Genomic DNA, 13998 nt, shown 5'->3' on the forward strand with positions numbered 1-13998 from the left:
GGCGGCGTGACGGCCGCAATCCGCATGGCCGCGTGCGTCTATCCGAAGGTGGCCGGAGGAGGGGGAGCCGCCGGGCGCTGCGCCGGTGCACGCGGCGCGGGCTCGGGCTGCGGCTGGGGCGGAGCGCTTTCGACCGGCGCCAGCGAGGCGGCTGCAACATCTACGGGCGGCTGCGACGACTGGCGCGGATAGGCCTGGGAGACGGGAACGCCGCGCACGATGTTGCGCTCCACCACGACATCGCTCGGGCCGCCGACCAGCAGGAGATGTTCGACATTGTCGCGACGGATCAGGATCAGGCGCCGTCGGGCATCGAGCGCCGCGGCATCCATCACGGAGACGCGTGGCTGCCGGGAACGTCCTCCCATCACCCGCGTGCCGGCAATGCGGCGCAGCACCCAGACAAACACGGAGATCAGCGCGAGCACCACCACCACGGCGATGAAAAATCCGATGCCCCGGGCCCAGCCCGGTTCCATCTGGAAGGTATCCACCAGCCAACTTGTCATGCCATTGGGCCTTTTCTCCTCGAACCCCGATAAGTCGCGATGTCAGTGCCGGCATGCGCGCGCCCCTTCTTTGCAGGGTCGCAACGGCACCGAATCCCGCGCGTACAAATTTCTGTTTATCCGGTTTGCGCGATTCTCTCAAAGAGTGAAGCCAAAAGTCACCGGGCAAAATTTACCCAAGGCGCGATGCATCCTGCAAAGGTCCGCGATCCTGCCGGTCGAAACGGGCGGAAATGCGAGGGTGGATCTTACCGAAGCGTTAATCGTTAACCAGCCGTTAACCATCTGCCCGGCAGGATCTGCCTAGCAAGCAGAGAGTCGGACACGGAAACGCACCCATGACAATCTCGGACCTGTCGCTGTTCCAGGCGCTGAAATCGAAGATGCACTGGCATCAGACGCGTCAGGGTGTTCTGGCGGAAAATGTGGCCAATGCCGACACGCCGGGATACCGCGGCAAGGATCTGGAGGCCTTCTCCTTCGAAACGGCGCTGAAGGCGCGAACCACGGGGCTGGAGACGAGCCGCACCAGCGCCCGCCATCTGCAGGCCTCCATGGTTCGCGAGAGCGGATCGGCCAAGGCGGATCCGCGCGATGGCTATGAAGTGACACCGGACGCCAACTCGGTCGTGCTGGAGGAGCAGATGATGAAGGTGACCGAGAACCAGATGGACTACCAGACGGTGGCTTCCCTCTACACCAAGGGGCTCGGGCTGATCCGCACCGCCCTGTCGCGCGGCGGCTAGGCCGTGATGCGCGCAGTCGCGCCGAAAGCCCCCGCTGCCATATCCAGTGATCGCACACCTGAAGGAGTGCACCCGTGGACTTCGTGAAATCCATTTTCATCGCCGCATCCGGGCTGAAGGCCCAGAACGGGCGCATGCGCATCATCGCGGAAAACATCGCGAACGCGGACTCCACCGGCCGTACGCCGGAGGAGGAGCCGTATCGGCGCAAGATCCCGACCTTCCGTGCGACGCTTGACCGGGAGTTGAACGCCGAGGTGGTGGAGCTGGGGCGCGTCGAGATCGACAAGACCGCCTACAAGGAGCGCTACGACCCCGGTCATCCCGCGGCCGATGCCAACGGCAACGTGAAGATGCCGAACGTCAGCACCCTGATCGAGATGACGGACATGCGCGAGGCGCAAAGATCCTATGAGGCCAACCTCAATCTCATCCAGTCGACCCGGCGAATGCTGCAGAAGACCATCGACATCCTGCGCGCCTGACCCTGATGCGCTTCCCCGCGCGTATCCATTTGCCCAATCGGAGTAGCCACCATGTCCACCCCGTCGATCGCCGCAGGCGCCTATCGCATGACCTCCGCCCTTGCCGGGGCGAATCAGGATATGAAGGCACAGACGCCGACGACGGGCGGCGCCGACTTTGCCAACATGGTGAAATCGGCGGTCGAGACCGTGGTCGACCAGGGCGCCAAGTCCGATGCGCAGGCGCTCGCCATGACTCAGGGCAAGGCGAATGTCGTCGACGTTGTGACGGCGGTGGCCGAGACGGAAGTGGCGATGGAAACGCTGGTTTCGGTGCGCGACCGGGTGATCTCCGCCTATCAGGAGATCATGCGCATGCCGATCTGATCGTCGGCGGCGGTCTTGCCCTGACCGATCGGGCCGGTGGACTGGATTTGCGCCGGAGGGCGCACGGGAGCAAGATGCGCTTATGACCGGACCGGAGGTTCTCGACATCGCCCGCCAGGGGATCTGGACCCTGATAATCGTCTCGGCACCGCCAATGGTGGTCGGCCTTGGCGTCGGTGTGGTGATCGCGCTGTTTCAGGCGCTGACCCAGATCCAGGAAATGACCCTCGTCTTCGTGCCGAAGATCCTGGCGATCTTCCTGACGCTGCTGGTCACGCTTCCCTTCATGGGACAGGTGCTTGGCTCCTATACCGCCCGGATTGCCGATCTGATCATCAATGGCAGCGGATAGCCTGCCATGACCCTCGACGTCTCGCTGCTGCCGCAGGTCGCGTTGCTCTTCATGCTGCTGTTCGCGCGCATCGGCACGATGATGATGCTGATGCCGGCGCTGGGCGAGGGCTCGATCTCGCCGCGTGTCCGTCTCGCCATCGCCCTGCTTCTGACCCTTGTGTTCTATCCTCTGATGAGCCCGCTCTATTCCGTGGACGCGACCGCGCCGCTGGCACGCGTGATGCTGCTGTTTGCCACGGAGTTCGTGATCGGCTTCTTCGTCGGTCTCGGCGCGCGGCTCATCACCTATACGCTGTCGATCGCCGGCATGGTGATCGCCAGCCAGTCCGGTCTCGCCTTCGCCATGGCAACCGACCCGACCATGGACGGGCAGCAGGGCGCGGTGATCGGGTCCTTCCTGAGCCTGCTCGGAGTCACGCTGATCTTCGCCTTCGACCTGCATTTTCTGGTGATCGCCGCGATGCATGACAGCTTCCAGCTGTTTCCGCCGGGCAGCGGACTTCCGGTCGGCGACCTGGCGGAAATGGCGACCATGCTGGTCGCAGACATCTTTTCCATCGCGATCCGCCTGTCCGCGCCCTTCATCGTGGTCGGCCTCGTATTCTATTTCGGCCTCGGGCTGCTCAACAAGCTGATGCCGCAAATGCAGATCTTCTTCATCGCCATGCCGCTCAATATCGCCATCGGCGGCATGATGCTCTTCGCGCTGCTCGTCACGATGATGATGTGGTACCTCGGACACTTCGAAACGGCGCTCGGCCGGTTCATCGCGGGGTAGGGCATGGCCGAGCAAAACGACGATTCCGAAAAAACAGAAGACCCCACGCAAAAAAAGCTCGATGACGCCCTCAAGAAAGGCGACGTCGCCAAGAGCCAGGAGGTGTCGACCTGGTTCGCGATGCTGGGCACCGGGCTTGTGGTCGCGATCATGGCGCCGGGGGCGGCCGATGCGCTGCAGGACGCGCTGCGCGGATATTTCGTGCATGCGCATGAAATTCCCGTCGACGGAGCCGGTCTGACGGACCTTTGGCGCGGCACGGGCGCGCGCATCGCCGCGATCCTGGCGCTGCCGCTGCTTGTGCTGCTGTTCACCGCGCTTGCCGGCAACATGATCCAGCACAGCCTGGTGTGGTCGGCAGAGCGGATGAAGCCGAAGCTCAACAAGATTTCCCCGGCCGCCGGCTTCAAGCGGCTGTTTTCCTCCGAAAGTCTCGTCAATTTCGCCAAGGGGCTGGTCAAGATCGCGGTGGTCAGCGGGCTGATGGTCGCCGTGCTGTGGCCGCATCGCTCGGAAATCGACACGATGATCTTCCGCGAACCCGGGGTGCTGCTGGAAGAAACGCGGTACCTGATCCTGCAGCTTATTGCCGCGATCCTGGCGGTGATGACGGTGGTCGCCGCCGCCGACTACATGTACCAGCGCAACAAGTGGTTCGAAAAACAGAAGATGACCCAGCATGAGGTCAAGGAGGAATACAAGCAGACCGAGGGCGATCCGCTGGTCAAGGGCAAGATCCGTCAGCTGCGCATGGAGCGCTCGCGCAAGCGCATGATGGCGGCGGTGCCCGATGCGACCGTGGTCGTCACCAACCCGACGCACTATGCCGTGGCGCTCAAATACGAACAGGGCATGCAGGCGCCGATCTGCGTTGCCAAGGGCGTCGACCAGGTCGCGCTTAAGATTCGCGAGATCGCGAAAGACAACAAGGTCCCCGTGATCGAGAACCCGCCCCTGGCCCGCGCGCTTCACGCAATCATCGATATCGATCAGGAAGTGCCGGAAGAGCAATATCGCGCAGTGGCAGAAGTGATCGGATTCGTTTATCGAATGCGGGAACGGGGGTCCTGGCGCGGCTAGCCGCGCCGGCCCGTCCCGGACAGGACGAAAAAGCGGGAGAGCGGGCGGGCAGCGCCTTGCGGGGTTGAAGATGAACGAGACGGATACCAGTTCGAGATCGCCGGCGATTGAACGTCCCGAACGGTCCGGCAATATCGGCCTTCTCATTCTGCTGGCGCTTGCGCTTGTCGCGGCCGCCTCCGGTCTCGCGTTCATGTCGCGCGAACAGGCGGAACCCTATGTGCTGACGCTGCTCGGCTCGCTGTCGGTCGTGGGCGTCTTCTCGCTCTTCGCCGGGGCGATCGGCCTGCTCCGCTTCTCGGTCCGGACAACGCCGAGCCCGGTTCCGGCAGCCTTTCTCAACACGCTCGACGAAGGCGTCCTGGTGACCGAGCGCGACGGCCGCATCGTCTACGCCAATGCCGCCTATGCCGATGTCGTCGGGGCGGAAACCCCCGGCGACGTGCGCAGCGTGGAGCGGGTGTTTTCCTTCGATCCGGCCGCGACGGACGCGATTTTTCATCTTGCCCGCGCCGCGGAGGACAACCGCGGCGGGGAGGAGGAAATCCGCCTTCCCCATCCGCTCGGCCAGGCGGAGGGAAGCCCGCGCTGGTACCGGGTCCGGGTGCGCCCGCTGACGCTCGGCGGCAAGCAGGAAAAGACACGGACCTGCACGGTCTGGCAGGTGGCGGATATCAGCGACCACCGGACGGAACAGGAAACCTCCTTCCAGGAGCTGCAGCGCGTCATCAACTTCCTCGATCACGCACCGGCGGGGTTCTTTTCCTGCGATGGCGCCGGCCGGCTTGTCTATCTCAACGCGACGCTCGCCGACTGGCTCGGCTATGATCTGGTGACCTTCAAGGCCGGGTCGCTGTCGCTGTCGGACTTCATTCGCGGCGATGGCGCGGAATTGTTCCTGACCATGAACGGGCAGGCGGGCGAGGTGAAGACGGAGATCTTCGACCTCGATCTCGTCGCGCGCAGCGGCCGCAGCATTCCGGTGCGGATCCACCACCGTGTGCCCTTCGGTGCCAAGGGCCGTGCCGGTGAAAGCCGCTCGCTGGTGCTCAACCGCTCAAAGGGCGAGGATGCCTCCGAGGCGCTGCGCTCGTCGGAGGTGCGTTTCGCCCGTTTCTTCAACAACACGCCGATCGCCATCGCCTCGGTGGCGCGCGACGGCACCATCCGCAAGACCAATGCCCCCTTCGTGCGCTCCTTCGGCGCGGCGGATGGCGGCAATGGCGCGGCGAAACTGATCGACCTCGTGGCGGAAAGCGCCCGGCCGGCGCTTGCCGTGGCACTTGCCGCAGCCAGCGACGGGCAGAGCGAGATCCCGCCGGTGGATGTGCGCCTCGACGACCGCGAGGACGGCCGTTCCGCGACCTTCTACGTCTCGGCGGTGCGCGACGGCGAGGACGACGGCGATGCCGCCATCGTCTATGTGCTGGAGACGACGGCGCAGCGGGTGCTGGAGGCGCAATTCGCGCAAGGCCAGAAGATGCAGGCCATCGGCCAGCTCGCCGGCGGCGTGGCGCATGACTTCAACAACGTCCTGACCGCGATCATCGGCTTTTCCGACCTTTTGCTCGCCAGCCATCGGCCGAGCGATCCGTCCTTCCAGGACATCATGAACATCAAGCAGAACGCCAACCGGGCCGCCGGCCTGGTGCGCCAGCTGCTTGCCTTCTCGCGCCGCCAGACGCTGCGGCCGAAGGAACTTGCCCTCAACGACGTTCTCGCCGATCTCTCGATCCTGCTCGACAGGCTGCTTGGCGAGAAGGTCGAGCTCAATGTCGTGCACGGACGCGACCTGTGGCCGGTGATGGCCGATCTCAATCAGCTCGAGCAGGTGATCGTCAATCTCGCCGTGAACGCGCGCGATGCCATGCCTGACGGCGGCCGGCTGACAATCCGCACGCTGAATGTCGATGCCAAGCAATCGGAAGCCTACGAGAACACCCGCGGCATGCCGCCGGCGGAATACACACTGATCGAGGTGTCCGACACCGGCACGGGCATGACGCCCGAGGTGATGGAAAAGATCTTCGAGCCGTTCTTTTCCACCAAGGACGTGGGCAAGGGAACGGGGCTCGGCCTGTCGACCGTCTATGGCATCGTCAAGCAGACCGGCGGCTTCATCTTCTGCACCAGCGAGATCGGGGAGGGCACCACCTTCCGGATCTTCTTCCCCCGGCATGTGCGCGACGAGAACGAACAGGTCGAGGTCAAGCCGGTCGAGCAGCAGCAGCTCGCCGATCTCACCGGCTCTGCGACCATTCTTCTCGTCGAGGACGAGGAGGCCGTGCGCGCCTTCGCGGCCCGCGCGCTGTCGTCGCGCGGCTACACCGTGCATGAGGCCGCCAGCGGCGCCGAGGCGCTGGAAATCATGGAGGAGACCGGCGGCGAGGTCGATCTGGTCGTCTCCGACGTGGTCATGCCGGAGATGGACGGGCCGTCGCTCTTGCGCGAATTGCGCAAGACCCAGCCGGACCTGAAGATCATCTTCGTCTCGGGCTATGCGGAAGACGCTTTCGAGAAGAATCTGCCGGAAAACGAGAAGTTCTCCTTCCTGCCAAAACCCTTCACGCTGAAGCAGCTGGCGACCGTCGTGAAGGACGTGCTGGCGAGCTGAGCGCCCGGTCGGCGTCGGGTCATTCCAGCCCGGCGTAATAGGAGGCGTAGAAGACGACCCAGAAGGCTGCGAGCAGGATCCGCCGGGTCCAGAGCGAGACGCCTGACAGCAGCTTGGCGAAGATCAGCCAGCTTGCCAAGGAGGAGAGGGTGAAGCGCAGCAGGCGCGCCGGCAGGCTCGCCAGCAGGAAAAGGGCGAGCGGCGTTCCCGTCTGCGCGGCTTCGACCGCGAAGATCTTGTAGGGCACGCCGGTCAGCGACCCCTCGACAAGGCCGGGGAGAAGTCCGTTTTCCAACAGGGTGCCCGCGCGGGTGATGAGGTCCGGGAAAATTCCGGGAACCGCGAGCAGAAGCGCCTGGGCCGCGTTGGGTCGGTTGAGCGCCAGCGCATAGAGCATCGTTCCGCCGATGCAGGCGGCCAACGCGGTGAACAGGCTGGCCAGCAGCGCGCGGCGCAGCGAGGTCTGCGCGAGAAACGTCAACAGCACGTCCGGAACGGTGAAGAACACCGTGGCCTCTGCGAAGCCCCACAGGCCGGCGGCGGCGAGGCCGCGCCTATTCCCAGGGCGCAAAGTCTTTCTCCGTCGACAGGGCGGCGAAGCGGGCGCCGAGTGTCGTCATGAAGGCGTCGCGGCTCCCCGGCCAGGCAATCGGCTCGCCGACGAAGATATCGCAGAAGAAGGGCACCAGCAGGAACGAGCCCTTGGGCAGCGACTTGCCAAGACCATGGGTGAAGACCGGTATCACAGGAACTTGCGGGTTTTTTTCCGCCAGATGGGCGATGCCCTTCTTTAGCGCCGTCATTTCCTCCGGCGCGCCGCGGCTGCCTTCGGGAAAGAGAATGAGGATCTCTCCCTTATTCAGCGCTTCGTGGCAGGCGGCAAGCGGATCCTCGCGCCGTGTGGCGCGGCTCCGGTCGATCGCGATGATGCGCAGGATGTTGAGCGAGAACCACGCCATGGCGCGGGTTTTCAGGAAATAGTCGGCCGCCGCCACCGGTCGCAGGCTGGAGAGTTTCGACAGGGGCAGAAGGCTCATCATCACCAGCGTGTCGAGGTGGCTGTTGTGATTGGCGACCAGGATCGCCGGACCATCCTCGGGCAAAAGCTCGCGCCGCCGCACGTTCAGCCCGAGGACGAAGGTGACGACGACCCGTACGAAAACGAAGAACAGAAGCTGAAGGGCGCGGGTCATGCGGTCTGCTCAGGTGTAGAGATAGCGCGTGAAATGGAAAAACAGCGGCGCTGTGAAGGTCAGGCTGTCGATCCGGTCCATGATGCCGCCGTGCCCGGGAATGAGCGCGCCCGTGTCCTTGACGCCAAGGTCGCGTTTCACGGCCGACACGGTGACATCGCCGATGAAGCCCGCGCCCGCGATCATCGCGCCGGCAATGCCCGCATGCAGCGCGTCGAAGGGCGTGACCAGCGGCGCGACCAGCACGGCAAGCACCGTGGTCGTCAGCATTCCGCCCAGAAAGCCCTCCCAGGTCTTCTTCGGGCTGACTTGCGGCACGATCTTGTGCCGGCCGAAGAGTTTGCCCCAGGTGTATTGGGCGACGTCGTTGAACTGGGTGAGAAACACCAGGAAGAGCAGCAGTCCCGCGCCGGAAGCCGCGGTCCCGCCAACCGAGCCCGGCCCGTCCACCGGCAGCACAAGCAGGAAGGCGGCATGGCTGATGGAAAAGACGCAGAGCATCAGCCCCCAGTTCAAGGTGCCGACAGCCTTCAGGAAGCCCTCCGTCTGTTGCGACAAGAGCATCACGAAGGGCAGGAACAGGAACATGTAGACCGGGATGAACACGGCAAACATGCCGTACCACTCGCTGGACACCCAGTAGTATTGGACCGGGATCGCCAGATAGGCGAAGAACAGCACCCGCCGGTCGGCCCGGCGCGTCGGGATCATCGACAGGTATTCCTTGAAGGCCAGGAAGCTGACGAGCGCGAAGATCACGATGGAGAAGGTGCGGCTGAGGAGGAAGGCCGCGGTGAAGACCGCGATCATCGCCCACCAGCTGGTCGTGCGCTGGACGAGCTCGGAATGATCAGCCGTCGGCTGCAGCCGGGTGAGGGTGAAGACGATCAGGCTGGCAAGGATCAGGATGCCCCAGATCCCGGCAATCGCGATGTGGATCGGCAGCAGCGTCATGGGCGCGGGCCTTCCTGTGTTTCCGTAAGCGCCTGACGCGCGCGGTTGAAAATGGTCAGGCCCCCGAGCACGGCGGTCGCCGCCAGCACGATGTTGACCACGACGGGACCGATCAGCCCGAAGCCGATGAAGACCCCGAGCGTGCCGAAGACGACGGCCCTGTCGCTCTTGCCCATCGGGCCGTCGTAGCGCCGCGATGCGCCGATCTGGATGCCGACGACGCCCGTCATCTCGCCGATCACGGCCAGCAGGCAGATGGCGACCGGCAGCCAGCCCGCGACACCGGGCAGGAGCGCGAAGGGCAGATAAAGAGCGATATCCGAGACGACGTCGCCAAGCTCGTTGAGCACGGCGCCGAGCCGGGAGCTCTGGTCGTGCTCGCGCGCGAGCATCCCGTCGACGGCGTTGAGCGCCATGCGCAGGAACAGGAGCACGGGCAGCAGGACCAAGGGCAGCGGATGGCCTGGCGCGAGCGCCAACGCCGCGCCGCCGGCAAGCGACAGCCCGACGGCGGCAAGCGTCACCTGGTTGGCGGTGATGCCGGCGCGCGCCAGACGCCCGACGAGCGGACGCAGGAGGCCTTGGAAGCGGCTTTTCAGATCGTAGATCGAGGGCATGAGAGTGCCAATTGCGCAGGGTGAAAATGGTAGCGGGACGAAAATCTGAAGCACTCGCGAGACGAGCGCGGCGCCACTATAGGGCCATTCAGCTTATCGGTTGAGCCCAAATGCGGCTGCAAGCATTTCGTTCAGGTCGAACTGTTCGTTGGGGTCAAAAACCAGCGAATAGAAAATCAGTTCGTCGGAAAAGCGGTGTCTTTCGGAAAGACGCATCGCGCCATAGGGGATGTCGATCTTCACCTCGGGCGCGAAGTTCGGAGGTTTTCCGATTTCGGCTGCTTGTGCACCAACACCCTCGAGCCACTCAGACGGCAATATCGGTATCCGTGAAAGGCAGGCTTCGACCTGCGACACCAGTGGCTTTGCGCTTGCCGAAATCACGAGCTTCGGGCCCGGACGGTCCGAAGCGTCGTCCTGCCATCCGTCGTGAAAGGCGATTTCGCCGAATGCGTCATGCCGTGTCTTTGCAAAAGCTGCATAGGCTTTCGTGGTCAGCCGGGGGTCGGACGAACAGACATAGACAGTTGTGATGTCCTTCGACCAGACCTGTCCTTCCTTCCAGCCGGCCTGCGCCATGTGCAGCGTCACGGAAGACGCGACAAGCACCGCGACAGCAATCAGGTTTGCTTTTGACAGTGCCATCCGCGCGGGCGTCTTCCTTCGGTTCAAGTTCAGGCGCAGCCGCCGGCGCTTTCCGCCTTCGCCTTCAGCCCGATCAGGCTCTGGCGCGGGTTGTACTGGGGCTGGGTGAGGGCGAACACCTGCTCAAGTCCGGTGCCGGCATTGTTGACGACAAAGACGTCCTGCACCACCAGCGTGTCGCAGCGCGTCCCTTGGAAGCGGACGCGGATGCGGAACTTGCGCTCGCCGTTGTCGGAGGGGCCGAACTCGGCGTCGAGGGCGGGATTGGCCTCCGTCACCGTGCGCTCCAGAACAACCATGTTGGGCTGGTTCTGAGCAATTGGCGTGCCGCGTTCGGTTGCGCTTGCCACGATGCTTCGACGGATGGTTTCGGGGTCGGCGCGCACGTTCACCGACTGGGCGCCGGCGGTGACCGTCAGCACCTCGGCCTGGGGGGCGACGGGGGCACTGCTTCTGCGACCCGACTGGCAGGCAGCGAGCGCGAGAGCGGCGGCGAGAAGAACGGTCAGGCGGATCAGCATGTCGGGCGGTCCCTTGCGAAAATGTCCACCCCGGCGTGGCTCGGTCCGGGACGGGTGCCGCGTATAAGCCTTGGCCAAGGATGCAAGGTCAAGGTTAATAAAGCGCATATCAGCCGGTCGCCTCAGATCTCCTCGACCTGTGGCATCCAGGGCAAATCGGTGCTGCCGATGTCAATCCCCAATTGCGACAACAACGTGGTCGCCTGGCCGCGGTGGTGGGTCTGGTGATTGAACAGATGCGAGACCAGAAGCCAGCCCGGCTGGCTGCGGGTCTGTCCGTCCAGTCCGCTCGTCCACGACAGGGGGCGTGCCAGCCAGTCCGGCGTCAGCCCGTCGGCAAAGGCCTCGATTTCCGCATCCATGGCGCGGCGCGCTGAGGCGAGTTCCTCGAAGTCCTCGTAGAGAAGCGTGCCGATGGTGGTGCGCGGATAATCGTTTCCGGTGAAGCGGCTCATCCAGATTCGGTCGCCCAGAAGGATATGGTCGAGCGTGCCGTGCAACGACTTGAAGAAAGCGCCGCGGTCGGCCTTGCGTGCGGCGTCGTCAAGCTCTGCGCAGGCGGCGTAGATCTTGCCGTTCATCCAGCTGTTGTAGCGGGCGAAGGTCTGGCAGGTCCTCGGGGTCGTCATGATTTTCGCTCGTCGCTTGCGCCGCCGAGGTGGGGATCACGGCGCGATTCGAAAACTTGCTAGAAGGTCTCGCCGGTCTTGAAGCCACCGCCGCCGAAGCTGTCGCCGCTGCCGAAGCCGCCACCGCCGAAGCCGCCGGCATCACCGCCGCCGCCGCCTCCGGGAAATGTGCCGCCCATGGAGCCGGGCAGTCCGATGCCGCCGGGAAAGCCGATGTTGCGGCCGTGCCGCTTGCGGCGGCGGCGCGATTTTTCGGCCCGGGTCCAGTAGTCCGCGCCGGACAGGGCGCCCTTGGCAAGCTCGCCGAGGAGCACGCCGGTCAGGCTGTCGTCGTCGAAGGTGGAGTCCCAGGTGTCGTAGCGCTTGGAGCGGAAGCGCCGCGCGACCTTGGCGAGTTCGTCCCGGCGCTCCGCCAGTCCGCGCAGGTCGCGCTGATCCGCCTCGATTTCCTGTGCCTTGCGGGCAATCGTGGCGTCGAGATCCTGCAGACGGCGGACGATGCGCTCGTCCTGCGGCGAGGGCGTGGCGCGCGCCTCCTTCCAAAGGGTCGTGAGTTCCTCCGAGCGCAGCGAGCGCAACAGGGCTTCCTCGGCCGACTTGTAATTCTCGTCCTCGCCGGCGTGAAGACGCTGCTCGCGCGGCGCCAGCTCCTGGAGGTTTGCCTCCATTGCCTCGAGGCGCTGCGTCAGCTCCTCGATGGCGGTCTCCGCCGTCTCGATCGCGGCCGCGAGATCCTCTCCGGCGATATCCGCTGCCGCCTGCCGCGACAGATCGCCGAGTTTTGCCATCTCCGTTTCCACGTCCGCCTCCCGGTCTCCGGCATAGGCATCCAGGCGTTCCGGGATTTCCACCAGCATCGCGTAATTCGGGCGGGCATCGGAGTAGCGCACCAGCCGGGCGACCCAGCGGTCGAGCATGCGCACGATCCCGCGCGAGGCATAGTCCGGCGTCGCAAATCCGCGCTGCCACAGATAGAGGAACAGCGGATCGCTCTCGTAGGCGGTGCCTTTTTCGGCGCGGTCCGCCTTGGCCTGGTCGGCTTTGGCGCGGGCGGCCGTTGCCATGGTGCGCGCGGCCTCGACCGCTTGCTGCTGCGCCTGAAAGGCGGGATCGGCCTCAAGCCGGGCGTCGACATCCTCCAGAATGCCGTCGAGCCGGTCGCTGGCCGCATCCCGTTCCCGGGTCAGGCGCCGGCGCTCCTCGGTCGCATCCGCGATGTCGCGTTCCAGCGCCTCTCGTTCCGCGCGCAATGCGGACAGCGCAAGCTCGCGCTGTTCCAGATGGTGGCGCGCCTTGGCCTCGTCCTTGTCGATGCGCTGGCCGAAGGCCCGGTCGCCGCCGTCGCGCAGGCGGAAGCGGGCAAGCTCGCGGTAGGCTTCCAGTTCCTGCGCGCGCATGTCGTTGAGTTCGCGCATGGACTGTTCGACCCGCCGCGTCAGCCGCGATTCCTCGCCGCGCAAGTCGTTGAGCGTCCGTTCGATGGACCCGAGGGTCTGGCGTCCACTCACCATCTTAGCTGCACCTCAAAGCCTACCATTTCGTGATCGCCCCGGTCTCGACCGCGGCATTCCAGACCGGCTCGAGACGCCCGCTCGTCTTGGTGCCGAGGATCGCGTTCTGGACGATGCCGTCCTCCTCCTTGTCCTGGCGCACGGCATCGAAGGTGCGCTTGGGAACGCGCTGGGCCCAGATCTCGACCGTGGTCGCTTCGCCGTCTTCCTCGGAGATGACCTCGCGCGGGAGCACCTTGCCGTCGGGCGCGACCGCCTCGACGACCAGATAGTAGTTGCGGGTGGCGCGGTTGACGTCGGGAATGCGGGTGACGCCGGTCGGCACACCCGGCCGCGACACGATGCGCACGTCATAGGTCTCGCGCAGCCGCGCCTCGAGCGCGCGCAGATCGGCGATCGCGCCCCGCGCGGCCTCGGCGTCGCCGGCCGCCGCCGCCGATGTCGCGATCGCCGCCAGCGTTTCGGCCTGGGTGCGCGCCGCGTCCACTTCCGCAAGGTCGGAAATCCGCGCGCGAAGCGCGGCCGCGTCCGCCGGAAGCGTTTCGCTCAACTCGATGCGCAGCGCCTCCGCCGCCCGCTCGCGCGGCACGACGACCAGATAGCGCCAGGCCAGCAGGGCGGCCGCCAGAACCAGAAGCGCGATCAGCAGCGCCTTTCCCCAGCGCGCGCGGGTCACGTAGATGAGCGCCAGCGTGCGCTGGAAGCCCGCTGCCGGCGGGGCGTAGACAAAGCGGTTCTGCTTCAGGCTTTCGACGCCTTCCTGCAGGATCCGGTCCGGGACCTCGATGCCCTGGCTGCGATAGAGGTCGCGCAGGCGGGCGATCATCTGGGCGTCGCGCTGGTCGGAGTCGAGCTCCTTGAGCGCGACCCTCTCGTCGTGGCGAAGCGTGTCCACGACGTCCATGGCCATCATCAGTTCGTCGAGTGGCGCCTTCTTGGAGGCGGTGTCGGAGGGCATGCACTCGTTCCCGTTCAACAGCTGTCATGCGATCCCGC

At 65.1% G+C, this 13998-nt stretch carries 17 protein-coding genes; 7 read left to right on the forward strand and 10 right to left on the reverse strand.

Features of this window, described 5'->3' with window-relative positions:
* Positions 1-38: 38 nt before the first annotated feature.
* Entirely contained in the window at positions 39-509 is a 471-nt protein-coding gene (locus tag LC092_RS08005) for a flagellar biosynthetic protein FliO (protein ID WP_224805939.1), read from the reverse strand.
* Between the two features lie 338 nt (positions 510-847).
* Between LC092_RS08005 and flgB the strand changes: the two genes are divergently transcribed.
* From flgB to cckA, 7 genes are all read left to right on the forward strand, one after another.
* Positions 848-1255 carry a flagellar basal body rod protein FlgB gene (gene flgB / locus LC092_RS08010; RefSeq protein WP_224805940.1) on the forward strand — a complete coding sequence of 136 codons (408 nt, stop codon included), beginning with the start codon at positions 848-850 and terminating at the stop codon, positions 1253-1255.
* A gap of 74 nt (positions 1256-1329) precedes the next feature.
* Complete coding sequence (gene flgC / locus LC092_RS08015) at positions 1330-1740, forward strand: flagellar basal body rod protein FlgC (protein ID WP_224805941.1); 411 nt, start codon at positions 1330-1332, stop codon at positions 1738-1740.
* 51 nt (positions 1741-1791) lie between these two features.
* Positions 1792-2106 carry a flagellar hook-basal body complex protein FliE gene (gene fliE / locus LC092_RS08020; RefSeq protein WP_224805942.1) on the forward strand — a complete coding sequence of 105 codons (315 nt, stop codon included), beginning with the start codon at positions 1792-1794 and terminating at the stop codon, positions 2104-2106.
* 82 nt (positions 2107-2188) lie between these two features.
* Positions 2189-2458 carry a flagellar biosynthesis protein FliQ gene (fliQ, locus tag LC092_RS08025; protein ID WP_224805943.1) on the forward strand — a complete coding sequence of 90 codons (270 nt, stop codon included), beginning with the start codon at positions 2189-2191 and terminating at the stop codon, positions 2456-2458.
* 6 nt (positions 2459-2464) lie between these two features.
* Positions 2465-3238, forward strand: coding sequence for a flagellar biosynthetic protein FliR (gene fliR / locus LC092_RS08030; protein ID WP_224805944.1), 774 nt, complete (start codon positions 2465-2467; stop codon positions 3236-3238).
* Positions 3239-3241: 3 nt separating this feature from the next.
* Positions 3242-4318: a flagellar biosynthesis protein FlhB gene (gene flhB / locus LC092_RS08035; protein WP_224805945.1), complete on the forward strand. Its 1077-nt coding sequence runs from the start codon at positions 3242-3244 to the stop codon at positions 4316-4318.
* 70 nt (positions 4319-4388) lie between these two features.
* On the forward strand, positions 4389-6932 hold the full coding sequence (cckA, locus tag LC092_RS08040; RefSeq protein ID WP_224805947.1) for a cell cycle histidine kinase CckA: 2544 nt from the start codon (positions 4389-4391) through the stop codon (positions 6930-6932).
* 19 nt (positions 6933-6951) lie between these two features.
* Here cckA and LC092_RS08045 read toward each other — a convergent pair whose 3' ends face one another.
* The 9 genes from LC092_RS08045 to LC092_RS08085 all read right to left on the reverse strand — a co-directional run bounded on the left by LC092_RS08045 (position 6952) and on the right by LC092_RS08085 (position 13960).
* Positions 6952-7503: a hypothetical protein gene (locus LC092_RS08045; protein WP_224805948.1), complete on the reverse strand. Its 552-nt coding sequence runs from the start codon at positions 7501-7503 to the stop codon at positions 6952-6954.
* The gene (locus LC092_RS08050; protein ID WP_224805950.1) at positions 7487-8125 is read right to left on the reverse strand and encodes a lysophospholipid acyltransferase family protein; all 639 of its coding nucleotides are present in this window, start codon (positions 8123-8125) and stop codon (positions 7487-7489) included. Before LC092_RS08050 ends, LC092_RS08045 begins: the two co-directional genes overlap by 17 nt.
* Before the next feature lie 9 nt (positions 8126-8134).
* Positions 8135-9079 (reverse strand): phosphatidate cytidylyltransferase, encoded by a 945-nt coding sequence (locus LC092_RS08055; protein WP_224805952.1) that lies wholly within the window; start codon positions 9077-9079, stop codon positions 8135-8137.
* Complete coding sequence (locus LC092_RS08060) at positions 9076-9696, reverse strand: CDP-alcohol phosphatidyltransferase family protein (RefSeq protein ID WP_224805953.1); 621 nt, start codon at positions 9694-9696, stop codon at positions 9076-9078. Before LC092_RS08060 ends, LC092_RS08055 begins: the two co-directional genes overlap by 4 nt.
* Before the next feature lie 93 nt (positions 9697-9789).
* Positions 9790-10341, reverse strand: coding sequence for a hypothetical protein (locus tag LC092_RS08065; RefSeq protein ID WP_224805954.1), 552 nt, complete (start codon positions 10339-10341; stop codon positions 9790-9792).
* Between the two features lie 29 nt (positions 10342-10370).
* A complete protein-coding gene (locus LC092_RS08070) occupies positions 10371-10862 on the reverse strand; it encodes a hypothetical protein (RefSeq protein WP_224805955.1) in 492 nt (163 codons plus the stop codon).
* Between the two features lie 122 nt (positions 10863-10984).
* The gene (locus tag LC092_RS08075; RefSeq protein ID WP_224805956.1) at positions 10985-11491 is read right to left on the reverse strand and encodes a DinB family protein; all 507 of its coding nucleotides are present in this window, start codon (positions 11489-11491) and stop codon (positions 10985-10987) included.
* Between the two features lie 59 nt (positions 11492-11550).
* Positions 11551-13002 (reverse strand): hypothetical protein, encoded by a 1452-nt coding sequence (locus tag LC092_RS08080; protein WP_224805957.1) that lies wholly within the window; start codon positions 13000-13002, stop codon positions 11551-11553.
* Between the two features lie 19 nt (positions 13003-13021).
* A complete protein-coding gene (locus LC092_RS08085; RefSeq protein ID WP_224805959.1) occupies positions 13022-13960 on the reverse strand; it encodes a DUF6384 family protein in 939 nt (312 codons plus the stop codon).
* Positions 13961-13998 lie beyond the last annotated feature (38 nt).

The sequence above is a fragment of the Stappia stellulata genome, from assembly GCF_020176715.1.
In the GTDB taxonomy this organism is placed as follows: Bacteria; Pseudomonadota; Alphaproteobacteria; order Rhizobiales; family Stappiaceae; genus Stappia.

Coding starts and splice junctions, on each gene's coding strand:
- LC092_RS08005 (WP_224805939.1), bottom strand. CDS start 509: ATGACAAGTTGGCTGGTGGATACCTTCCAGATGGAACCGGGCTGGGCC.
- flgB (WP_224805940.1), top strand. CDS start 848: ATGACAATCTCGGACCTGTCGCTGTTCCAGGCGCTGAAATCGAAGATG.
- fliE (WP_224805942.1), top strand. CDS start 1,792: ATGTCCACCCCGTCGATCGCCGCAGGCGCCTATCGCATGACCTCCGCC.
- fliQ (WP_224805943.1), top strand. CDS start 2,189: ATGACCGGACCGGAGGTTCTCGACATCGCCCGCCAGGGGATCTGGACC.
- fliR (WP_224805944.1), top strand. CDS start 2,465: ATGACCCTCGACGTCTCGCTGCTGCCGCAGGTCGCGTTGCTCTTCATG.
- flhB (WP_224805945.1), top strand. CDS start 3,242: ATGGCCGAGCAAAACGACGATTCCGAAAAAACAGAAGACCCCACGCAA.
- cckA (WP_224805947.1), top strand. CDS start 4,389: ATGAACGAGACGGATACCAGTTCGAGATCGCCGGCGATTGAACGTCCC.
- LC092_RS08050 (WP_224805950.1), bottom strand. CDS start 8,125: ATGACCCGCGCCCTTCAGCTTCTGTTCTTCGTTTTCGTACGGGTCGTC.
- LC092_RS08055 (WP_224805952.1), bottom strand. CDS start 9,079: ATGACGCTGCTGCCGATCCACATCGCGATTGCCGGGATCTGGGGCATC.
- LC092_RS08060 (WP_224805953.1), bottom strand. CDS start 9,696: ATGCCCTCGATCTACGATCTGAAAAGCCGCTTCCAAGGCCTCCTGCGT.
- LC092_RS08065 (WP_224805954.1), bottom strand. CDS start 10,341: ATGGCACTGTCAAAAGCAAACCTGATTGCTGTCGCGGTGCTTGTCGCG.
- LC092_RS08070 (WP_224805955.1), bottom strand. CDS start 10,862: ATGCTGATCCGCCTGACCGTTCTTCTCGCCGCCGCTCTCGCGCTCGCT.
- LC092_RS08075 (WP_224805956.1), bottom strand. CDS start 11,491: ATGACGACCCCGAGGACCTGCCAGACCTTCGCCCGCTACAACAGCTGG.
- LC092_RS08080 (WP_224805957.1), bottom strand. CDS start 13,002: ATGGTGAGTGGACGCCAGACCCTCGGGTCCATCGAACGGACGCTCAAC.
- LC092_RS08085 (WP_224805959.1), bottom strand. CDS start 13,960: ATGCCCTCCGACACCGCCTCCAAGAAGGCGCCACTCGACGAACTGATG.